This window comes from Actinoplanes sp. NPDC051494, assembly GCF_044454705.1.
GTDB lineage: Bacteria > Actinomycetota > Actinomycetes > Mycobacteriales > Micromonosporaceae > Actinoplanes.
Genome location: NZ_JBITDZ010000001.1, coordinates 1,350,672 through 1,371,612, shown reverse-complemented (window position 1 = coordinate 1,371,612; position 20,941 = coordinate 1,350,672). Strand labels below are relative to the sequence as shown.

The following is a 20,941-nucleotide window of genomic DNA, read 5'->3' as shown; positions in this document are numbered from 1 at the left end:
TGGGGCTATGGACAAGCAGGAACTCGCCGCGTTCCTCCGTACCCGCCGTGAGCGGCTCCGGCCGGAGGACGCCGGCCTGCCCTCGGGGCCCCGCCGGCGCACCCCGGGCCTGCGCCGCGAGGAGGTGGCGGTGCTGGCGCACATCTCCACGGAGTATTACGTCCGCCTGGAACAGGGCCGGGCCCCCCGGCCGTCGGGTGAGGTCCTCGCCGGGATCGCCGGCGCCCTGCGGCTCACCGACGCCGAGTCCGACCACCTGCACGTGCTCGCCGGCACCGCCCCGATCCGTGGCGGCCTGCACCGGCGCGACGTCCGGCCGAGCATCCACGCGCTGCTCGAACGCCTGCCGCAGACCGCCGGTTTTGTCATGTCGGCCGCGTTCGAGGTCCTCGCGTGGAACGACCTCGCGGCCGCGCTCATGACGGATTTCGGCGAGCTCGGCCCACGGGAGCGCAATCTCGCGCGCAAGGCTTTCCTCGCACCGCCGCAGACCGACCCGCCGTTGTTCGGGGTCTCCGACGCGACGGAGTTCCGGCATCATGTCGTCATGGCGCTCCGGCTCACCCTCGCCCGTTATCCGTCCGACCCGGAGGTGACCGGGCTGGTCGACGATCTGCGCACCGGCAGCCCCGAGTTCGCCCGGCTCTGGGAACGCCACGACGTGCAGGCCGCGCCGGTGCTCACGAAGACGTTCCAGCACCCGCTGGTGGGCACGATCGTGGTCGACTGCGACTCGCTCGCGCTCACCGACAGCGACCAGCACCTCGTGCTGTACACCGCCCCGGTGGGGTCGCCCAGCGCCGAGGCCCTGGCCCTGTTGAACGTGCTGGGCCCCGGCGCCCGCACCGCGCCGGCCGCCCGATGACGCTGCTGCCCGACGCCGTCTCCGGTTCGTCGACCGCCGGCGAGCGGGTCGTGACCGCGCAGGGCCCGACTGAGGATTTCCGGATCGCGTCGCTGACCAAGATGTTCACCTCCGCCGCGCTGGTGCTGACGCTGCGCGAACTGGGGATCCCGTTGCACACCCCGGTCGCCGACCTGCTGCCCGGATCCCCCGCCACCCCGGCCCTCACCGTCGAGCGGACCCTCGCCCAGGTCTCCGGGCTGCGCGAATCCGTCGGCGCGGCCGCGGTGGCGCGGCTGGAGCTCGCCGACGCGGCCCGGCTCGTGCTGGAGGCCGGGCACGACCGCGAGCCCGGCACCCGCTGGTCCTACTACAACGGCAACTACTTCCTGGCCGGCGCGATCCTGGCCACCCTCACCGGCCTGCCCTACGAGGAGGCCCTGCGGCGCAGGGTGCTCGACCCCTGGGGCCTGACCCGGACGGGCTGGGACGGTCCGGCGCCGAGCGCCTACCCGCGGGCCCGCCGCCCCAGCGGTGGCCTGTGGTCCTGCGTCCCGGATCTGCTGACCTTCGCCGAGCACCTGCTCGCCGACAAAGCACTGCTGGACGAGACCCGGACCCCCAGAACAAGACCGGACGACCCCATGACGTACGCGCTGGGCTGGGCGATCGGCCCGTCCGGTCAGATGTACCTCAACGGCCGCCTGCCCGGTTACCGGGCGGTGATGCTGCTGGTCCCCGACCGCGACTACGCGAGCGTCGTCCTCACGAACCGGCAGGACGCGCTCCCCGAGGTGGCCCGGACCCTCAGCGACATGCAGTTCCCGCTGACCGGCGACGACCTCACCGCCGCGATCGACGGTTTCGCGGCCTGACCTGAACGGACTTCTACCGCGCGACTTTCACTGACCAGTTGGTGATCTCCTGGACCGAGACGTCCTCGCCGGTGCCGCCGGTGAAGCCGACCAGGGCTTTGCGGTGGCCCAGAGCCGCGGCCAGGTCGACCTTGGTGTCGAGGATCTTGGTCTCGGTGGCGGCGCCCACCGCCCGGACCCTGACCTTGAGGGTCGTGGTCGCGGCGAGGTAGGTGATCCGGACGTGGACCGGCTGGCCGAACATCTGGATCGGCGACGAGGCCACGATCGGCTGGGCCGCGTCCGACGCCCCGCCCCGCACCACCGCGACGTGGTTGTTGTCGACGTCCGCGGGGTTCTTGAACGTGTCGAGCTCCACCGCGACGCTGTGCGTCATGCCGCCGTATCCGAGGCTGCCGCCGTACCCTCCGATGCCCTTGCGTCCGTCGTTCTGCAGCACGAACGCGATGCCGTCGGCGTGCCCGGCGGCGCCGGTCATGGACAGGTCGAACGCGGTTTCGAAGCCCTTGTCCGGGTTGACCTTCACGTGTGCCCAGGCGGCGCCGGCCTGGCGCTTGGTGTCGCTGGTCAGCCGCAGGGCCTTGTCCTGGACGCCGGCGCTGCCGTTCAGGTAGAGGCCCGGGCCCTTGCTGAAGTCGCCGTAACTGATGATCTTTTTGTACCCGGAAGGTGTCGCCTGTGCCGGGGTGGCCATTGTCGTGCCCGCCAGGACGGCGGTCAGGGCGATGGCCGCCGATGGTGTCAAGCGTTTCCGCATTCCGTGTTCCCCTCGTACCGATCGGATGGTTCAAACCACCTTGAACCGGATCAAAGGGTCATGGGAGCGGAATGCGATAACTCGTACTTTCAGTCGTCGACCCGCGCTCGGGCCACGCGGTCCGGTCCGAGCTGGTACGTCGGCATGCTGAGCAGCCCGTCCGGCAGGTGGTGCCGGCCGGTGTCGGCGGGGTCCTCGATCGCGGGCACCGCGCGGGCCTCGTCCATCCAGCGCCGGTGCGGTGTCGGGCGTCCCCACAGCCGCCAGAGCACGAACAGCGTGGCCGCGAAGACGGACCAGAGAGTGACCACGATCGCGGCCAGGGTGAAGTCCATGTATCGACGGTAGGTCGCCGGGGGCGTTGCGGCACCGGGGTGATACCCGCTGCGGGGTAACCATGTCGGTCAGGATTTCGCAGCCGTTTTCTAGGATTCATGGGATCTATCCGGACAGATGGTTACAGATCGGTTTCTCCGGCGCGCGAGGGCGATGATGCGGCAACAATAGGGCTGGTACAAAGCAGTCAATGGGGGCGGAGCAGGCAAATGCTACATCCTCTGATCGAGACCAGCACGGTGCCGGAAACGGACAAAGAACTCAGAAGGGTGGAGCTGGAACTGATTTTCCCGGTGCTCAATGCGGAGGACGGCGTACGCGCATTGCTGGAGGAAGCCGCCGAGGGTCTGAGCACGCTCGACCGTCCCGGCGCCCTGGCCGTCGTCGACCGGGGATCCAGCGACCGCACCATCGAGGTGGTCGACGACTTCGCGGGGGAGTCGCCGATCCCGGTGCGGGTGCTCGGCTGCTCGGCCCCGGGCTGGGGCGCCGGCGCCCTGCGCGGTGTGCGGACCAGCCCGGCCGGCTGGGTCGGCGTCGGCGAACCCGGCGCGTTCACCACCGGCCTCGCCCACGCCGTCCGCCTACTCGCCGGCGGCCAGCACATCGTCTGTCTCGGCGCCGAGGGTAGCCGGGTCACCCTGCTGCACCGCTCGGTCGCCGAGCTGGTGTTCGGCGACGAACCGCCGCCGGACGCCGGTTTCACGCCCCGGCTGCGCGACACCGCCGGGCACTCCGGGATCCGGATGACCGCCCACGGCAGCTCCCGGGTCGTGGCGTGAGGCGCAGATTCCGGGGTACGCCCGGCGAGCACGTGGTCTGGCTCAACTTCAAGGACGCCACCCACCCGCACAGCGGCGGGGCCGAGGAGTACATGCACCAGGTCACCGCGCGGATGGTGGCGGGCGGCCAGCGGGTCACCATCGTCACGTCCCGTCCCCGCCACGCCGCCCGGGCCGCCCGGATCGGGGGCGCGGCCGTGCGCCGGATGGGCAACGCGTACACCGTCTATCCGCTGGCCCTGCTCTGGTTGCTGCGGCACCGGCGGGGCATCGACGCCATCGTCGACACCTGCAACGGCATCCCGTTCCTGTCACCGCTCGCCGTCGGGCGCCGGATCCCGGTCGTGGTCCTCATCCACCACGTCCACCAGGTCATGTTCGGTCAACGTTTCCGCTTCCCGCTGGCCCAGCTGGGCCGGTGGCTCGAGCGGGTGGGGAACCGGCTCGTCTACGGCGTACGGACGATCGCCGTGGTCTCCCCGTCCTCGCGCACCGAGGTCCGCCGGGTCCTGGGCCTGATCGGCCCGGTGTACGTCGCCGCCAACGGCCAGGAACCGATCGTCGTGCCCGGCGCCGGGCGTTGCGAGGCGCCGCGGATCGTCTGCGTCGGCCGCCTCGCCCCGCACAAGCGCTGGGACCTGCTGCTGCGCGCGCTGCCCCGGATCGCCGAACTCGTCCCGGACGTCGAGCTGCACCTGGTCGGCGACGGCCCCTGCCGGTCCGAGCTGGCCGCTCTGATCGACGAGCTCGGGATCGCCGGCCGGGTCACCATGCACGGGCGTCTCGACGACGAGCACCGCAACCGCCTGCTCGCGTCCGGCTGGCTGACCGTGTGCACCTCCGAGGTCGAGGGGTGGGGTCTCGCGGTGACCGAGGCGATGAGTCTCGGCGTACCCGCGGTCGTGCTGGCCTCACCCGGGCTGCGCGACTCGGTGCGCAACCGGCAGACGGGGTGGGTCGTCGCCCGGCCGCAGCACCTCGCCGGGCAGATCACCTCCGCGCTGATCGAGCTCGAGGACCGCGGCGTCGCCGCGCTGTGGGCGGTCCGCTGCCGTGCCTGGGCCGGCCGGTTCACCTGGGCGGCGACCACCGACCGGCTGACCGGGCTGCTCGCCGGCGAGGACGCCCGCCGCGCCGGGCACGACAACCGGCCGATCTGCGACCTGTCCACGGTCGTGGAGCTGCCGACCCACCTCGCCGCCCGGATCGACTTCACCCGGCTGCGCGACGTCGACCAGGTCGACTGGGAGCCGGCCCGGGTCCGCCTGCTGCTCGCCGGATACGACGAGAGCGACGCGACCGCGCTGCTGGACCGCCTCGGCATCACCCTCGACCCGGCCGTCACCCGCGTCGCCGTGGCCCGCCCGGCCGACCTGCTCGGCTGGCAGCGGGCCGCCGGCAGCCGGGCCGGTGACCTGCGGCCCTTCTTCGCGCACGCGGTAAAGGAGAACGCAGCGTGAGACTTGCCGTCCTGGGCGCCAGCAGCGCGGCCGGGCTGGGCGTGCGCGGCCGCTCCTACGCCGTCCTCGTCGCCGAACGCCTTGACGCCGACCTGCTGCAACTCGCCCGTACCACGCAGACCGTGAACGAGATCGGCCCCGACGCCCTGGAGCGGATCCACACGTTCGGCCCGACGCTGGTGATCGTGTCGTTCGGTGCCGCCGAGGGGTTCGTGCATCCGAGCCGGGTGCTGCAGCGGATCCTGGACCGCTGCGCCCCGCGGAGCTGGCGCGGCCCGGCCGGACTGGAACCCCGCCCGTACTACTCCCGGACCCCGGTCCGGCGCTGGCGCCAGCACGCCATGTCGGCGACAAAGGTGCTGCTCAAGCGTTTGATCATTCCGGTCACCGGCGGATTCCAGCGGCTGCCGGAGCCGGCCTACGAGAAGCGGCTGCGCGCACTGCTCGCGGACCTCCCCGCCGGCGTCCCGAAACTGCTCGTCGGGCTGTGGCCGGTCGACGAACGCTCCTTCCCCCGCTCCAACCGGGCGCTGCGCCGCAACGACGAGATCATGCGGGCCGCCGCCGACGAGCGCGCCGACACGGTCTACGTCCCGGCCGCCGACGCGGTCCGGCCCTGGACCGACTACCTCGCCGACCACGCCCACCTCAACGACCAGGGCCACGACCGGGTCGCCGACCTGATCCTGAGCACGATCGATAGGACACCTCATGACCCTCGTCGTCCGCACCCCACCGGCTCAGGCGGTCACGCCTGACCGCCGGACCGGCCCGCTGGTCTACGCCGGGGCCCTGGCCGTGGCCGTCGTCGTGTACCTGGTCAACCTGCAGGCGGCGGTCGACTTCGACCTCGACGAGGTCATGTACACCATCGCCGGGCAGAACACGGTGGTCGCCGACTCGGTCTCCTGGGGGGCCCAGCCCACCGCCGTGCACCCGCCCCTGCACTTCCTGCTGGTCGGCGCATGGACGCTGCTGACCGGCACGGCCCACGGCGACACGCTCGACGCGCTGGCCGCCGCCCGCTACCTCGGTGCGCTGTTCAGCGTGCTGAGCGTCGCGCTGATCGGCCTGCTGGCCCGCCGCTACACCGCGAACCCGTGGCTGGCCGGTGCCGCAATGCTGCTGGCCACGGTCGACGGCTTCCTGGTCCGGTTCGGCCGCACCGCGCTGATCGAGCCCACCGCCGTCTTCTTCGGCGTGATGGTCGTCTACCTGGCGGTCCGGTTCCGGTACGCGGCCAGCCCCGCGTACCTCGGTGTGGTCGGCGTCGTCTCGGGTCTCGCCCTGCTGGTCAAGGAACCACTGCTGTTCACCGTCATGGTGCCGCTGCTCGCCGCCGTCCTGGAACGCGACTGGGCCTACTTCCGCCGCGCCACCGCGGCCGCCGGACTCGGCGCCCTGATCTGGGCCACGTTCCCGCTGTGGGCCGTGCTCAACGGTGCCGGCGGCTGGTGGTGGTCCGAACACGACACCAGCCTCCGCCGGCTCGCCGGCCTGCTGCAGGTCAGCGGCCTGAACCGGACCGGTATCTCGTCCACCGGGGTGATCGGCGACACGCTGCGGATGTACGCCGGCGGCTATCTGATCTTCGCGACCGGGGCGATCGGCCTGCTCGTCCTCGCGTTCCGCGGTGGCCTCTTCCACAAACTGCGGCTGAACACCCGCGACGCGTCCCTCGTGGCGTTCGGCATCCTGAGCTACGGCTTCCTCGGCTACTGCGTGCTGCTCGGCCAGGCCAACGAACAACTCACCGTGTACGCCGTGGCCCCGGCCGTCCTGCTCACCGTGCTCGCCTGGGGCCGGCCGGTCCGCCTCGCCGCGATCATCTGCACGGTCGCGATCCTCGCCGGCGCCGCCTCCTGGGGCGTCAACGTCGCCGCCACCCGCGACGACGGCACCCGGCGGATGGGCGCCTACCTGACCCGCGAGCTGGCCTGTCAGCCTGTCAACGCCACCGGCAACGCGCTGCGCTGGGCCCCGGCGCTGCCCCGCAACCACGTCGAGGCGTTCCCGGACGGCGGTGCCGCGGTGCGCGCCGGCATCCGGCTCTTCCTGCTCTCGCCCAAGGACAGCAGGATGCGGTACGGGAACAGCTCGCCCACCCTCGACACGTTCGTCCGCACGTACGGGACCTGGGTCCAGTCCTTCCCCAGTCACCGTTACGAGCGGCTCGAGCTGTGGTCCGTACCGACCCCGCTGCCGGCCACCCGCGAATGTGGCAACACCCGCCCGCCCGCCTCCCCGCAGGCCCCCGCGCTCAGCTTCCTGATGCTGCTCGGCGCGATGATCGGCACCATCGCGTTCGCCCTGTACCTGTGGCACGCCATCACGATCCGCCGGGAATGGGCCCGCGAATGGGCGAAACGATGACCGACGTCCTCGACACCCCCCGCACCGGGACCACGGCCGGGCACGGCGCGGGCTGGCTCATGCTCGCCACCACCGGCGCCGGCGTCATCAACTACGGGTACGCCCTGGTCCTCACGCACGGCCTGCACCCCGCCCAGTACGCCGCGTTCGCCGCGGGACAGGCCCTGCTCATGGTCCGCGCGGCGATCTCCGGGGCCGGCATCCCGTGGATCCTCGCCCGGGAGATCGGCCGGGCCCCCGGCGACCACCACCGCCACACGGTGGTGACCACGTTCGCGTTCTGGACCAACCTCGCCCTCGGCCTGCTGCTGACCCTGATCATCACCGGCGGGGTGCTGGCCTTCGGCGGCCCGCACGACGCGGTCGCGGTCGCGGCGGCGTCGCTGCTCATGTCGGTCGGCTCCACCGGCATGGGTTTCCTGCAGGGCATCGGCCGGATGGAGGCGATCGCGCTGCTGTTCACGCTCGAAGCCGTGGTGAAGGCCGGTGTCGGGATAGGACTCGTCTTCTTCACCGGCCTCGGCTCGGCCGGGGCACTGGCCGGGTTCGTCGCCGGCAGCCTCGTGCTGCTCGCGCCGCTGCCCACGTTCCGGCACCTGATCGGCCGGCCGGTCTGGGAGCCGGCGCTGCTGCGAGCGGCCCTGCGCCAGACCCGCCTGCAGGCCGCCGTCGCGATCACGGCGGCCGGGGACACCGTCCTCGTGGCGCTGCTCGGGCTGGGGGCGGCCGGCGGTGGTCCGTACCAGGCGGCCTCTGCGCTGGGCCGGGTCCCGCTCTTCGCCTCGAACGCGGTGGCGACGGCGACGTTCCCGCACCTCAGCCGCGACGGCTCAGCGGTGCGGAAGGCGGCGGCCCTGCGGTCGTACCTGATGGTCGCGATCCTGATGACCGGCACCCTGATCACCCTGCCGCCGGCGATCCGCGCCGCCCTGCTCCCGGCGACGTTCGCGTCGGTCGGTCGCTGGCTGCCCTACGCGGCGGTCCTCGGCCTGGCCATCGGCCTGCTCAACCTGTGCGTCACCTTCCTGCAGGCCGACGACCAGCACCGTGCGGCGGGCCTGGTCATCGGCCTGACCGCGGCCTACCTCGGCCTGGTCGCGGCCGCCGGTGCCCTGTTCGGCATCCCCGGCCTGGCCGCGGCCGCCGCCCTCGCGGCCCTGCTGACGGTCGCCACGCTGGCCCTCCTGCCCGCCGTCCGGCCGGGCTGGCGCGCCCTGCGGATCCGCGACGTGGCCGCGGTGCTGGCCGCGACCCTGCTGCTCGCCGTGGTCACCAACCCGGCCCTCTGGCTGGCCATGACCGCCTTGACCGGGCTCGCGGTCCTGGCTGTCAGCTTCCCCGAGTTCACCCCCACAACCGCCCTCACCCGCCTGACCCGCCGCCGTGCCTAACGGCGTCCTTCCGCTGACACGATTGCATCCCCACGGTTCGTGTCGTTACTGGGTGAACGATTCGCTCGTTTGGCTGATTGGCTGTCAATTGATCTTTGCGCAGTCGATCGAGCCGCTTATGCTCACTTCTGTTACTGTCGGTAATTCGACAGATCAATCAAGCGCGATCATACGGCGGGGGTCGGTTGTTGGCACTTCTTAAAAATATTGAATTTTTCAAATTGTAACGATCTGGTCATTTGTAAACTTACGTTACTTCTTGCTTTCTAGCCTAATATTGATCATGGTAGAATTGGTAATAGATAGTAGCATTTCGGGCATTAGCGAGTTGTCAACAAGCAAGCCTTTGATGTGTGACTGGTTCGCCTCGCGTCGCTTGATCGCGATGGTGTCTGTATGGGGCCTTGTTTGACTCCGGTTTGGGGCATGGTTGTGCCTGCATGTTATGCCTCTGCAAGGTGATGTGCTTATCGCCTCGGGTCGAGGATAATGAAGGGGTCATATCATCACAGGATCGGGGTACGACTATGCCCGCCTTGTCCCAGCTGAAGAAGCTCTTTCGCAGTGTGGTGAATTTTTCGATCTTGCTGGTGGGTGCCGCAGCTAGCGTTTCTCAGCTTCTGGGATTGAGTAAAGGGTGGGGTCGGATAATTCTCACCGGTGTCGGAGTTTCATCCCTGTTTTTCCTGGTGATCCGATGGTGGGTTTGGTACTTCGATGGCATGGTCCGCAGGTTGAAGACCGCGCTTGAGGAGCGACGGTCGGGGTTGGCGAGAGTCAAGCGAAAGATCCTGTTTGACCAGGCGCAGATTGCCAAGCTCCAGGTGGGACACCAAGGCTACGTCGAAGCCATCGAGCACGTGGTCGACAAAGGCGAGTCCATGTTCACCGAGCGCCTCGTCATCACGGTGATCGTCGGCGCCGACGACGACGCCGACCGCATCTCGGAGCGGCACGAGACGCAGCCCACCGGGCGCATCACGCAGCGTACGTTCCGCCCGGTCCTGCCCTACAACACCGCGCCACCGATCGGAGTGGACGAGATTGGCCTGCGCGCCACCCTGCTGGAGAACAAAGTCCCGGTGAAAGCGCTGCCCTTGATCAAGGATGGCATCTTCCGGGTCTGGTTGATATTCGATCCGGTGCTGAAAAGTTCGACGGACTGGCAGGTCGACTACCAGACGAAGAGGCTGTGGGCGCCACTGCGCAAAGACGGCACCGACAGTCTCGTCTGGACGGACCGGCCCCCGATCGACAACGGCGGCTCGTCGGTGCTGAGCGAACTCGTGGTCCGCTTCGTGTTCCCCCGGGACAAAGCTGCCCCGGCCGTCACGGAACGCTTCGGCTTCGGGGCTTTTGGTGACCCAGTCCGGATCGACGGGAGTGATGACTGGCTTATCGAGTTCCGCGATTCGGCCCCCGCCGGCCGGACGTACACCTGGGACCTCGCCCAAGAGCCCAGCCCGAATCACTCTTTGCCGGTCGGCTTGTTGAGCAGGGTGTAGAGCTGGGCGATCCGGCCGTCCGCCACGATCATGATGTCCGTCCCGGTGACCACCGGCGGCTGACCGGCCGGGCCGAGCTGCCACCGGAGCAGGACGAGGTCCTGGGCGACCTGCGCCTCGCCGACCGGGCTGAACACGAACGCGGGGGCGTCGTCGAGCAGCTTCTGCGCCTTCTGCCCGAGCGCCTCCCGGCCGACCAGCACGCCCTCGGGATCCGAGAACGTCACCCGCTCGGCGTAGATCTCGTCGACAGTCTTGGCCCGGGCCTGCGGGTCGCGCTCCCCGAACACCCCGAGCAGGTTCCGGTGGGCGAGCTCGATCAATCGATCGTGTTCCGTCGTCATCGGCCAAACTTATCCACGTGACGATCGAACTCGTAGCCCGTTTCGCCGTCGATGTCGGCCCACAGCGGCGGGTCTTGCTCGGCTGAGCGACTGATCCGCAGCCGCTTGTCGACGGCGGCGGTGAACGGGTCGGCCAGGCCGGGGACGACGTCCCGGGCCCACGGATGCACCGCGTCGAGGAATCCCGCGAGGTCCCGCCGCACCTCGATCAACAGCACCCGGGGTCGATGGTCACCTCGCCGGAGCTGAGCCGCAGGCCACCGGCGGCATAGTCGTCGTCGCAGGCCAGATACACCTCGATGGCCTCGGCCGCGTTGTTCGCGGTGACGGACATGTCGTTCGCGATGACGCTGCCCGCGAGCAGGGGCCAGACGATGGTCCCCACCTGCCGCGGCGTCGGCCGGCGCGGGATCTCGAAGAGATAGTCGATCGGGTCGGCGGCCCAGAACGGACAGACGGCCACCGATCGCAGCAGCACCGGCGTCATGGTGATCACCGCCCGAGGCTAACCACCCGGGTCACAGGTTCGGGATGCTGAGCAAGACCTACCATCGGGCCGTGTCCGACGCCGCGAAGTTCACCATCGCCGACAACTGGCACGGCGGTTGCTACGAGCTGGCCGTCGAGGTCGGGCGGACCAGCGACGAGCGGCTCGGCCGGTGTCTGGAGGCGGTCTGGCGGGCCGCCGGCGTGCACGGGTGCTACGGCCGCGACGACCTCGAGCCGGAGGACCAGCAGCGCGTGTCGCTCACCCTGGAATCACTGCGGCGGTACGGGCACCTGCGCGGCCTGGTCGACCTGCCGAACGGCGTACGCATGGTGTGCGGTGCGGTCGCCGTCCGCGAGGACGACGGTCCCGACTGGTTGTGTTTCTACCTGCCGATCGGCGCGCTGGGCCGGGCGGAGCAGCGAATGGTGGGCTCCTACCCGTACGAGCGGGAAGGTGACCCGCCGTCGATCGGATGGCGGGCCCCGATCGACGCGTGGCTGGCCGGCGTGGCCCGGGAGGTCTACGCGACGGTCGGCTTCCGGCTGGCCCTCATCGGACCCGAGGTCTCCGGCCATGCGTATGCCGGAGACCTCGGCGATGATCCTGGGGAGCCCCGGTACCTCGGGTATCTGATCCCGCGCCCGGACGGGCTGCGTCACCTGCCGGCGACCCGCTGAGCGTCAGTTGTCGGCGGTCTTGGTGACGACCTTGAACGCGGTGTCCAGCTCGACGTCCCACTCGCTGTTGTCGGCGGCGCGGACCTCGACCTCGTACGCGACCCCCGGGTCGTCGCTCGCCTCGACGTCGGTGACCGTCCCGCCGGTGACCGCGGCCACGGCGGCCTGCTCGGCCGAGGTGCGCTCGGCGTCGGTCAGCACCCGGTCGTCAGCATCCGGGGAGTCGGGGGTGTCGGCCTGCTGACCGATGACCTTGCCGTCCTTGTCGAGGGCCACGTCGATCTCGCTGCCGTCCTGCTTGCGGACCTCGACCTCGTACGCCTCGCCCTTGTCGTCGCTGGTGTCGACGTCGGTGACGGTGCCTCCGCCGACGGCCTGCACGGCGGCGTTGCCGAGGCGGTCGCGGTCCTCGCCGCGGACGTCGGCGTTCGCGGCGGTGGCCCAGACCCCGCCGCCGATGGCGAGGGCGGCGACGGCCGCGGTGGTGGTGACGATGACGCGCTTGGTGCGGAGCTTCGCTGTATTCATGGGCACAGCCTGCGGGTCACTGCCTGAATCTCACCTGAACGCGATCAGGGACCGGGAATCCGTACGGTGAAACGGGCCCCACCCAGCGCCGAGCGGGAGACGGCGACGGTCCCGGCGTGCGCGGTGACGATCTCCCTGACGATGGCCAGGCCGAGCCCGCTGCCACCGGCGTCGCGGGCACGCGCCTCGTCGAGGCGCACGAAGCGTTCGAAGACGCGTTCCCGCTGGTCCTCGGCGATGCCCGGCCCGTCGTCGTCGACGGTCAGCTCGACCCAGCCGTCCGCCGCCCGGACCCCGACGGCCATCGCCGCGACGGCGTGCCGGGCCGCGTTGTCGGCGAGGTTGCGGACCACCTGGCCGAGCGAGGCGGCATCACCCCGGGCCCGGCCGGCGCCGACCCCGGCGGTGTCGACCACGAGCCCGGTACGCGCCACCCGCCGCGCCTCGGCGAAGGCCAGATCGTCGACGTCGACATCCTGGTGCACCCGGGCCGCCCCGCCGTCGTCAGCGCGGGTGAGCAGCAGCAACTGCTCGACGAGCCGCTGCAGCCGCCCCGACTCCTCCAGCACGGTCTCGGCCAGCTCGCCGTCCGGCAGCGCGGCCGGATGTGCCCGCGCGACCTCCGCCACCTGCCGGATGCTGGCCACCGGGGACCGCAGCTCGTGCGAAGCGTCGGCGACGAACTCCCGTTGCCGGTCCCGGGAGTCCTGCAACCGGGTCAGCATCTGGTTCATGGTCCGGGCCAGCCGCCCGATCTCGTCCCGCGAAGCCGGTTCGGGCACCCGCCGGTCCAGCCGGTCCCCGGTGATCTCCTCGACCTCCCGTCGGATCCGCTCGACCGGGGCCAGCGCCCGCGACACCAGCACCCACGTCGTGCCCCCGACGAGCAGAACGAGCAGCGGAAGCCCGGCCACCAGGGGAGTGACCAGCGCGGACGTGGAGTCGTCGACCTCCTCCAGCGACACGGCCACCGACACCCGGTACTCGTCACCGTCGTCGGCGACCACCACGTACCCATGATCGGAACCGGGCAGCCGCACCTCGTCGACGGCTTCGTCCGGCAACGCCACCGACGACCGCACCACGGTGCCGTCCGAGCCGGTCACCTGCCACACCAGGTCGTCCAGATCGTCGTCCGGGTCCGCCGGCTCGACCGCGGGCAGGCCCCCGGCCTCGGCCTGATCGAGCAGGACCGAGGCCCGCTGCTCGGCGGTGGCCTCCAGCCCGTCCCGCAACGACCCCCGCATCAGGGCGACAAGGGCGAAGGAACCGGCCAGAAGAGCAACCGCCACCACGAGTACGGCCGCAGCGGTCGTCCGCAACCGCATGTCAGCCCGCATCATCTCCTCCGAGCCGGTAGCCGGCACCGCGCAGTGTCTGGATGTCGGCCCGCCCGAACGGCCGGTCGACCTTGTTCCGCAGATGCCGGATGTAGACCTCGACAATGTTCGGGTCACCGACAAAATCGACGTCCCACACGGTGTCGAGGATCTGCCGTTTCGACACGACGTCCCCGGGGTTCCGCGCCAGGAAGGCGAGCAGCGAGAACTCCCGGGCGGTCAGCTCCACCTCGATGTCACCCCGCCACACCCGCCGGGCCGCCGGATCCAGCCGCAGATCCCCGACCTCCAGCTGGGTGGGCCGTTCCCGCGCACCCCGCCGGGTCACCGCCCGCAACCGAGCCACGAGTACGGGAAAAGAGCACGGTTTCGTCAAATAGTCATCGGCCCCGGTGTCGAGCCCTTCCACCTGATCCCACTCGCCATCCTTGGCGGTGAGCATGAGAATCGGCGTCCAGTCCTTCTCCGCCCGCAACGTCGCACAGACCTGATAGCCGTTCAGCTTGGGCAGCATCAGGTCGAGCACAATGGCGTCATACTCGTTCTCCCGGGCCAGCCACAGCCCGTCGACCCCATCATGGGCGACGTCGACGGCAAACCCCTCGGCGACCAGCCCCAACCGCAACGACCGAGCCAGCCGCTGCTCGTCATCAACGACGAGTACCCGCACGGTCAGCCTCCCGAGGTCGAAAACCCCATCCTCGCCCACCCCACCTGAACACACCCTGAACGTCCATGGACAGCTTCAGATGCCCTGGTCGGCCAGGTAGGAATCCAGCTCAAGATGTGCGTGGAGCCGCTCCCGGCTCTCGACGCCCGAATGGTGGTCCCTCTGGCTCCCGCTGGATCAGGTCGTGAATCCACGAGCCTATTTCAACCTGACGGTGCTGGTCAGGGCAGGTATGGGTGGTCCGGATATCGATGAGAGCGAGGGGGCGGTGCCGGCCCGGCGTTCGTTGGTCCAGCCGGCGTCCACTGGACGGCGCGCCGTAACCCACCTCTCCCGGATCAACGCGTACGAGATCGGTCATGACGCCGGCCCGAGGGTGGCGAAGCCGTCGTCGAGCAGGTCGGTGAAATCGATGGTTCCGCCGCTATTGGTCCATTCGGCCAGCGCCACGTCGAGGCAGGCCAGCGCGGCATGGGCCAGCGTCTGCGCGCGGAAGTCCCGGCTGCCGGCCGGGCCGTCCAGTCGCTCGGCGATGACCGGCGCCATCAGGTTCGCCCAGGCGATGTGCTTCTCCAAGTTGCGGGCCCGCAGTGTCGGCGCGCTCAGCAGGACCCGCATCAGCCGCAGGTTCCGCTCGGGGTCGCCGGTCGATACTTCGATCATGGGGGTGAACGCCGCCCGCAGGGCGCTCCAGATCGGCTCGCCGGCCGGGCACGCGGCCAGAGCGTCACGCACGACCAGACCATAGGCGGTCATGTCGCCGATCACGACGTCTTCTTTGACCGCGAAATACCGGAAGAAGCTGCGCGGGGAGATCCCCGCCGCCTCGCTGATGTCCTGAACGGTCGTCTGCTCGAAGCCGCGCTCGTCGAAGAGCCGCAGCGCCCGATCGACGACCTCGGCCCGGACGGCGTCGCGTACCGCGTCGCGCGCCCTCTCGTGCAGCCGTCGGCCGGTGTCGCTCGTCACGCCAGTAACATACACCGCCTGCCCTGGCAGAGACTGCCAATCTAGGCGTAACGTGCCAGACGAAGGCACATCAACATCCGATCCTTGGAGTACTCCATGAAGCAGCGCCACCTCGGCCGACAGGGTCTGGTCACGTCGGAGATCGGCTACGGTGCGATGGGCATTTCGCTCGCCTACGGTCCCGGCGACAAGCAGGAGGGCATCGCCGCCATTCGGCGCGCCCACGACCTGGGCGTTTCGTTCTTCGACACCGCCGAGCTGTACGGCTGGGGCGAGAACGAGAAGATCGTCGGGGAGGCCGTCGCCCCGTTCCGCGACGACATCGTCATCGCGACGAAGTTCGGCTTCACCCACGACTACGGACACGACAGCCGCCCGGAGCACATCCGCGAGGTCGTCGAGAACAGCCTGCGGTACCTGGGCGTCGACCACATCGACGTGCTCTACCAGCACCGCGTCGACACCACCGTGCCGATCGAGGACGTCGCCGGCACGGTCAAGGAGTTCATCGACGCCGGCAAGGTGAAGTATTTCGGTCTCAGCGAAGCCGGCCCGGAAACCATCCGCCGCGCGCACGCCGTGCAGCCGGTCTCGGTGCTGCAGACCGAATACTCGTTGTTCGAGCGCGACGTCGAGGTCCTGTTCCCGACCCTGACCGAGCTCGGCATCGGCTTCGTACCGTACTCGCCTCTGGGCCGCGGTTTCCTCACCGGCGCCGCCAAGCCGGCCACCGACTACGACGAGAGCGACATGCGCCGCCACGACCCGCGCTGGCAGCCGGGCAACTACGAGAAGAACCTGGAGGCGACCCGGCTGCTCACCGACCTGGCCGCGACCAAGGACGCGACAGTGTCGCAGCTGGCCCTGGCCTGGCTGCTGGCCCAGGGCCAGCAGATCGTGCCGATCCCCGGCACCCGCAGCCCGGCCCGCGTCGAGGAGAACACTGCCGCCGCCGACTTGGCGCTCACCCCGGCCGACCTCGAACGCATCCAGGAGATCCTGCCCACCGGCGGGTTCGGAGCCCGCTACGCCGGTGGCACGCCGGTCTGGGAGTAAGCCGCTGAGGACGGGCGATGCGAGCACCGCTTGCCTGATGGCGACCGGACCCTTATGCGCTGCGGTTCATCGCACCTCGGCGTCCAGTGTGGGTGGAAGCACTTTGAGGCGAGAGTGTCGCGTCATTAAATGATCTTGAATAGTCTGCTGGCCGCATTTCTGCAGGAGTCGGTCCAGCAGGCTTGCCACTCGTGGGTCGGTGAGGGCTTGTGGCTTGTGGCTTGTGGCTGGTGGATTACGTGGTGTGTGACCGGCGGCAGGTCGGTGACCGGCTTGGCCAGCAGGCCGGGTGGGGGTGGGACGCAGCCGTTGACGACCGCCAGGCCCACGCCGAGGGTGGCGAAGTGGGTGATCAGCGGCCAGCCCTCACCGTTACCTGTTCGGCCCGCAACGGGCGCCCGCACCGTCATGGGTGCGGCACACGCCGACGTGGCGGGCGGTCGAAGCGGCGATGAGGTCCAACGAGCGGGGACCGTGGCAGGACGCTTGAAATAGGCTAAATCTTTTTGCTTCTTTTGGGCGATCGCACTTCCGGCCGCGGGCGGCGAGACTGATGGGGTGCCTGATCATCGATTCGACTGGGGCGGGAGTCAGCCCAGACAGCTGAACCGACGCGACAAGGTCCAGTTCGCCGTCGTCATTCTTCTGCTTCTCGGCCTGTTGGGCGCGCTCGCCATCGGCGTGTCCTGGCCTCCGCACCGAAAACCCGACCCCTCGTCCGGAACGACGGAGCAGAGCCGGTGACCCGCGGTGGGGGGCGGCATCCGAACGGCCATCCATGCTGCACTGGTGACAAATCAGGCATCGTGGTGGTCCCGCCGCAGACCGGTGCGCCGGGTGGCCCTCGTCGCAGCTGCCCTGCTCCTGTCCTTCTGCGCCCGGCCGGTGGTCACCGCAGACCCCACCGGCGATGAGGATGGGCTACGACCGCGCCGCTGAGGGAGAGACCTGCGGTGCCATCGGCAGGGGAGCCGGCCGGGCCAGGTAATAGCCCTGGCCGAAGTCGATGCCCAGGTCCTGCAGCTTGTCGTGCTCGGCCCGGGTCTCGATGCCCTCGGCGACCAGCCGGGCACCGACCTCGGAGGCGAACGACGTCAGCGAACGGGCCAGTGCCGCCCGGACCGGGTCCGCGTCGATGTCACGGACCAGGCTGATGTCCAGCTTGATGATGTCCGGGCGCAGCTGCAGGATGTGCTGGAGGCTGGCGAACCCGGCCCCGGCGTCGTCGACCACGATCAGCACCCCGGCCTCGCGCAGCCGGTCGGTCACCTTGTTCAGCGCCGGATAGTCGGTGACCTGGGTGTGCTCGGTGACCTCGACACAGATGCCACCCTGGGCGTGGGCCAGCACGGTGTCCTGCACCGCCGGGTTCAGCAGCGCCTCGGCCGACAGGTTGACCCCGAGCGTGGTGTCGTACGGCAGATAGGGCAGTGCTTCGAAGGCCCGGTCGATGGCCAGCAGTTCCAGGGGGACGCCGAGCCCGGAGCGACCGGCGGCGGCGAACGCGTGCGCCGGGGTGGGGAATTCCGACAGGTCGAAGCGGGCCAGCGACTCGTAACCGGTGACCGTCGCGTCGGAGAGCCGAACCACCGGCTGGAAGACCATCCGCAGGCTCCGGTCCTGCAGCACACCGCGCAGCCGCTGGATGTCCGGGGCGTCGTCGTGCAGCACCGGGCTGATCACCTCGTCGCCGATCAGTTCGGCGAGCATGGCCAGGAAGCGGGCCGAGTCGTCACCCAGACGGGGGTCGGGAAGCCGGCTGAGACAGCAGAGGATGCCGGTACGGGAACCGTCGGTGGTGCTCCAGGGCACCCCCACGTACGAGCCGATCCCGGCCTGCTGGGTGAACGGCAGATCGCGGGTGCCGACATCGCGACGGGCATCGGTGATGACCGGGTGCAGGGTGTCCTGCGAGACGCGCAGGCAGTAGGAGTCGGTGAGCACCGACCCGACCCGGTAGGGCCCGGTGTCACCGCTGACCGCGCGGACCACCTGCCGCCCGTCGGTGATGTCGGAGAGCACCGCGAACTCCGCGCCGAGGTGCGCGCGAGCGAGGCCGAGCAGGCGGTCGACCACCAAGGTGTCCATGCGCTGACGTATCGGCAGGCGCGGTGGCTACTTGAGGCCGCGGAGCGTATCGGGTGCGGCGTGTTAGCGCTCGGTTGCCGATCCGCGAGACCACCGGGAGGGCGCCGACTGGACCTGGCGTGAAGCTCTCGCCGAGTAAGTTCGCAGTCGTGGCCGCCGCCGTCCTCGCCACGTTCGTCCCGACGAACGCCCAGGCCGCGCAGGCCACCACCGGTGTGTCCCCGGCGCTCGGGATCATCGGCAACTACTCCGACGCCGACATGACGAGCTTGCACAACACCGGCGGGGCCGCGGATGTGCTGGTCGAGATGAACTGGTTCCAGGCGGAGCCGGTGCGGGGCCGGTTCGACGAGAACTATCTGACCTCCGTCGCGTCCCGGATCACCCGGCTGCAGGCGCTCGGTTACACCGTTTCCTTCAACGCGGGCGTGCACGAGGCCCCGGATTGGCTGCTGGCGATGCCGGGCGCCCGTTACGTCGACCAGAACGGCGAGACCTACACCGATTCCAAAGAGCCCAACCTCGTCTTCGGTACGCAGTACCGCACGCTCGCCATTCGATACCTCAAGAAGGTCTTCGCCCGGGTCGGCACCGATTTCTCGATCGTGCGCACGGGCGGCGGCCACTGGGGTGAGCTCACCTACCCGTTCAAGCTCGACCCGTCGACCGGGCGGCTCCGCAACCTGTATTACGCGTACGACGTCAACGCCAGGACGCGCAACCCGGTCCCGAACTGGAAGCCGGGAATGCCGAGTACGGCCGGTCAGGCGTCGAAGTTCCTGCGCTTCTATCTGAACTCGCTGGCGTCGTACCAGAACTGGCAGATCGCCGCGCTGCGGTCAGCCGGCTACCGGGGGACCGCCGCCGTGCTGTACCCGTCCTACGGCATGCGCACCGGCGACTTCGACAAGGCCGTCACGACGAACCTCGCCGGCACCTCCAGCCCCGAGATCAACGGCGAGGTCCAGCGCGGGTACGACGCCACGCGCCAGGTCAACGCGCTCAAGGACCCGAACGTCGTCGTGTACGGCACGTGGGCCGAGAACGAGAACACCGTCGCGTACCTGTCGGGTCTGGCCCGGGCCAAGGGCCTGCGCGCGATGGCCGAGACCAGCCACGTCTGCACCCCGGCCCAGCTGCCCGGCGTCATGGAACTCGCCCAGCGCAACGACCTCGCCGCCCTGTACATCGTGCGCCTGAAGAGCACCGACATCATCGGCAGCGCCCGTTACCTCTCGGTCAACACCGGTTCCTGACGGCTGCCGGCCACCGCACGGCAGGCCGCGACCAGCCGTTCGGCGGCGGCACCCCAGGTGAACCGGGCGGCGTGGACGGCCCCGGCGGCCACCAGGCCGTCCCGGAGGTCGGCGTCGGTCAGCAGCCGCTCGATCGCCGCCGCCCACGCCTGCCCGCACCGGGGCTCCACGTACAGCGCGGCGCCGCCCCCGACCTCCCGCAACACCGGCACGTCCGCGGCCACGACCGCCGTCCCGGCCACCATCGCCTCCAGCACCGGAAGACCGAAACCCTCCACCAGCGACGGGTACGCGAGCAGCCCGGCGTCCGCATACAGCGAGCCCAGCAACTCCTCGGGCACGAACGGCAGCCGGGTCACCCGATCCGTCACCCCGAACCGCGCGATCGCGGGCCCCACCTCGTCGGCGAACCGCTCGTCGGCCGACCCCACCAGCACCAGCCGGGCGTCCGGCACCGCGGCGATCGCCTCGACGAGCACCGCGGCATTCTTGTGCGGTCGCTGGGCGCCGACGTGCAGGACGTACCCGGGCCGCAACCCGAACTCCGCACGCAGCCGGCCGGTCCCGGCCGGGTCTCCACGCAGCGCCGGGTCGACGCCGTTGGCGATGATGTGCCCGGCCTGCACCCGCCGCCCGTAGAACCGCTCGACCTCCCGCGCGGAGGCGGCACTGACGGTGGCCACGGTCAGGGTCCGAGCAACCAGGGCGGTCATCGCCCGGTACGCCACCGCGACCGCCCGCGACGGCGCGAACCGGGTGTCACTCTCGAAGATGCAGTCGTGCACCAGCGCGATCGCGGGCACACCGGGCAGCGGCGCGGCCCCCAGGTGGTACGGAAAGAACATCACGTCCACCCCGGCCCGCTTCACGATCCGCCGCCACCGCCACAGCTGCCGCACGTCGACGGCCCCGAGCCGGACCGGCACGACACGCACCCCCGGCAGGCCCCCGAGATCGAAGCGCCGGGACGGCTCACCCCCGGCGAAGACCACCACCTCGACCCCGTCGATCCCGGCCATCGCCCGGACCAGCTCGAAAGCCACCCGCCCGATCCCGTGATACCGATCCGTCAGGACCCGCCCATCCACCCCGACCCGCACGACCACCCCAGCTTCCTGACTTTCCCCTGGCCTGGCCTGAGCGTAAGCGGGCGGTATCAGCGTCAAGGCAGAATTGTCCCCACGTCACCTGCGTGCCATG

Annotated in this window: 22 protein-coding genes; 11 read left to right on the top strand and 11 right to left on the bottom strand. The window is 70.1% G+C overall.

Annotated features, from left to right (window positions below; all coding sequences use genetic code 11):
* Positions 1-7 precede the first annotated feature (7 nt).
* Together ACIA6A_RS06400 and ACIA6A_RS06395 are read left to right on the top strand one after the other, a co-directional pair.
* Positions 8-865 (top strand): helix-turn-helix transcriptional regulator, encoded by an 858-nt coding sequence (locus ACIA6A_RS06400; RefSeq protein ID WP_396096322.1) that lies wholly within the window; start codon positions 8-10, stop codon positions 863-865.
* Positions 862-1,719: a serine hydrolase domain-containing protein gene (locus ACIA6A_RS06395; RefSeq protein WP_396096321.1), complete on the top strand. Its 858-nt coding sequence runs from the start codon at positions 862-864 to the stop codon at positions 1,717-1,719. Before ACIA6A_RS06400 ends, ACIA6A_RS06395 begins: the two co-directional genes overlap by 4 nt.
* A 13-nt stretch (positions 1,720-1,732) precedes the next feature.
* Here ACIA6A_RS06395 and ACIA6A_RS06390 read toward each other — a convergent pair whose 3' ends face one another.
* Both ACIA6A_RS06390 and ACIA6A_RS06385 read right to left on the bottom strand, forming a co-directional pair.
* The gene (locus tag ACIA6A_RS06390) at positions 1,733-2,476 is read right to left on the bottom strand and encodes an L-type lectin-domain containing protein (RefSeq protein ID WP_396096320.1); all 744 of its coding nucleotides are present in this window, start codon (positions 2,474-2,476) and stop codon (positions 1,733-1,735) included.
* Between the two features lie 89 nt (positions 2,477-2,565).
* A complete protein-coding gene (locus tag ACIA6A_RS06385; protein ID WP_396096319.1) occupies positions 2,566-2,811 on the bottom strand; it encodes a hypothetical protein in 246 nt (81 codons plus the stop codon).
* A 210-nt stretch (positions 2,812-3,021) separates the two neighbouring features.
* On the opposite strand from ACIA6A_RS06385, the gene ACIA6A_RS06380 reads away from it, so the two are divergent.
* From ACIA6A_RS06380 to ACIA6A_RS06355, 6 genes are all read left to right on the top strand, one after another.
* On the top strand, positions 3,022-3,594 hold the full coding sequence (locus ACIA6A_RS06380; protein WP_396096318.1) for a hypothetical protein: 573 nt from the start codon (positions 3,022-3,024) through the stop codon (positions 3,592-3,594).
* The gene (locus tag ACIA6A_RS06375) at positions 3,591-5,054 is read left to right on the top strand and encodes a glycosyltransferase family 4 protein (RefSeq protein ID WP_396096317.1); all 1,464 of its coding nucleotides are present in this window, start codon (positions 3,591-3,593) and stop codon (positions 5,052-5,054) included. The genes ACIA6A_RS06380 and ACIA6A_RS06375 overlap by 4 nt, the downstream gene beginning before the upstream one ends.
* Positions 5,051-5,812: an SGNH/GDSL hydrolase family protein gene (locus tag ACIA6A_RS06370; RefSeq protein ID WP_396096316.1), complete on the top strand. Its 762-nt coding sequence runs from the start codon at positions 5,051-5,053 to the stop codon at positions 5,810-5,812. Before ACIA6A_RS06375 ends, ACIA6A_RS06370 begins: the two co-directional genes overlap by 4 nt.
* Positions 5,766-7,427 (top strand): ArnT family glycosyltransferase, encoded by a 1,662-nt coding sequence (locus tag ACIA6A_RS06365; protein ID WP_396096315.1) that lies wholly within the window; start codon positions 5,766-5,768, stop codon positions 7,425-7,427. The genes ACIA6A_RS06370 and ACIA6A_RS06365 overlap by 47 nt, the downstream gene beginning before the upstream one ends.
* Positions 7,424-8,818, top strand: a complete 1,395-nt coding sequence (locus tag ACIA6A_RS06360) for an oligosaccharide flippase family protein (RefSeq protein ID WP_396096314.1) — start codon at positions 7,424-7,426, stop codon at positions 8,816-8,818. Before ACIA6A_RS06365 ends, ACIA6A_RS06360 begins: the two co-directional genes overlap by 4 nt.
* A gap of 536 nt (positions 8,819-9,354) precedes the next feature.
* Positions 9,355-10,323 carry a hypothetical protein gene (locus ACIA6A_RS06355; RefSeq protein WP_396096313.1) on the top strand — a complete coding sequence of 323 codons (969 nt, stop codon included), beginning with the start codon at positions 9,355-9,357 and terminating at the stop codon, positions 10,321-10,323.
* Here ACIA6A_RS06355 and ACIA6A_RS06350 read toward each other — a convergent pair.
* The 3 genes from ACIA6A_RS06350 to ACIA6A_RS06340 are packed head-to-tail and all read right to left on the bottom strand — an operon-like array spanning position 10,287 to position 11,163.
* Positions 10,287-10,667 (bottom strand): nuclear transport factor 2 family protein, encoded by a 381-nt coding sequence (locus ACIA6A_RS06350; protein ID WP_396096312.1) that lies wholly within the window; start codon positions 10,665-10,667, stop codon positions 10,287-10,289. The genes ACIA6A_RS06355 and ACIA6A_RS06350 overlap by 37 nt on opposite strands.
* Positions 10,664-10,885, bottom strand: coding sequence for a hypothetical protein (locus ACIA6A_RS06345; RefSeq protein ID WP_396096311.1), 222 nt, complete (start codon positions 10,883-10,885; stop codon positions 10,664-10,666). Before ACIA6A_RS06345 ends, ACIA6A_RS06350 begins: the two co-directional genes overlap by 4 nt.
* Positions 10,876-11,163 carry a hypothetical protein gene (locus ACIA6A_RS06340; protein ID WP_396096310.1) on the bottom strand — a complete coding sequence of 96 codons (288 nt, stop codon included), beginning with the start codon at positions 11,161-11,163 and terminating at the stop codon, positions 10,876-10,878. Before ACIA6A_RS06340 ends, ACIA6A_RS06345 begins: the two co-directional genes overlap by 10 nt.
* Before the next feature lie 62 nt (positions 11,164-11,225).
* Here ACIA6A_RS06340 and ACIA6A_RS06335 point away from each other — a divergent pair, with 62 nt between their 5' ends.
* The gene (locus ACIA6A_RS06335; protein WP_396096309.1) at positions 11,226-11,834 is read left to right on the top strand and encodes a hypothetical protein; all 609 of its coding nucleotides are present in this window, start codon (positions 11,226-11,228) and stop codon (positions 11,832-11,834) included.
* A 3-nt stretch (positions 11,835-11,837) separates the two neighbouring features.
* Here the strand turns inward: ACIA6A_RS06335 and ACIA6A_RS06330 are convergent, their stop codons facing one another.
* From ACIA6A_RS06330 to ACIA6A_RS06315, 4 genes are all read right to left on the bottom strand, one after another.
* On the bottom strand, positions 11,838-12,362 hold the full coding sequence (locus ACIA6A_RS06330; RefSeq protein ID WP_396096308.1) for a PepSY domain-containing protein: 525 nt from the start codon (positions 12,360-12,362) through the stop codon (positions 11,838-11,840).
* 44 nt (positions 12,363-12,406) lie between these two features.
* Positions 12,407-13,690 (bottom strand): ATP-binding protein, encoded by a 1,284-nt coding sequence (locus tag ACIA6A_RS06325; RefSeq protein WP_396096307.1) that lies wholly within the window; start codon positions 13,688-13,690, stop codon positions 12,407-12,409.
* Between the two features lies 1 nt (position 13,691).
* Complete coding sequence (locus tag ACIA6A_RS06320; protein WP_396096306.1) at positions 13,692-14,372, bottom strand: response regulator transcription factor; 681 nt, start codon at positions 14,370-14,372, stop codon at positions 13,692-13,694.
* 357 nt (positions 14,373-14,729) lie between these two features.
* The gene (locus ACIA6A_RS06315; RefSeq protein WP_396096305.1) at positions 14,730-15,341 is read right to left on the bottom strand and encodes a TetR family transcriptional regulator; all 612 of its coding nucleotides are present in this window, start codon (positions 15,339-15,341) and stop codon (positions 14,730-14,732) included.
* A gap of 96 nt (positions 15,342-15,437) precedes the next feature.
* Here ACIA6A_RS06315 and ACIA6A_RS06310 point away from each other — a divergent pair, with 96 nt between their 5' ends.
* Positions 15,438-16,397: an aldo/keto reductase gene (locus ACIA6A_RS06310; RefSeq protein ID WP_396096304.1), complete on the top strand. Its 960-nt coding sequence runs from the start codon at positions 15,438-15,440 to the stop codon at positions 16,395-16,397.
* A gap of 921 nt (positions 16,398-17,318) precedes the next feature.
* Here the strand turns inward: ACIA6A_RS06310 and ACIA6A_RS06305 are convergent.
* Complete coding sequence (locus ACIA6A_RS06305) at positions 17,319-18,485, bottom strand: EAL domain-containing protein (RefSeq protein ID WP_396096303.1); 1,167 nt, start codon at positions 18,483-18,485, stop codon at positions 17,319-17,321.
* Positions 18,486-18,634: 149 nt separating this feature from the next.
* Here ACIA6A_RS06305 and ACIA6A_RS06300 point away from each other — a divergent pair, with 149 nt between their 5' ends.
* Positions 18,635-19,741 carry a beta-galactosidase gene (locus tag ACIA6A_RS06300; RefSeq protein WP_396096302.1) on the top strand — a complete coding sequence of 369 codons (1,107 nt, stop codon included), beginning with the start codon at positions 18,635-18,637 and terminating at the stop codon, positions 19,739-19,741.
* On the opposite strand, the gene ACIA6A_RS06295 is transcribed toward ACIA6A_RS06300, so the two are convergent.
* A complete protein-coding gene (locus ACIA6A_RS06295) occupies positions 19,714-20,784 on the bottom strand; it encodes a glycosyltransferase family 4 protein (protein WP_396096301.1) in 1,071 nt (356 codons plus the stop codon). The two genes, ACIA6A_RS06300 and ACIA6A_RS06295, sit on opposite strands and share 28 nt — an antisense overlap.
* Positions 20,785-20,941 lie beyond the last annotated feature (157 nt).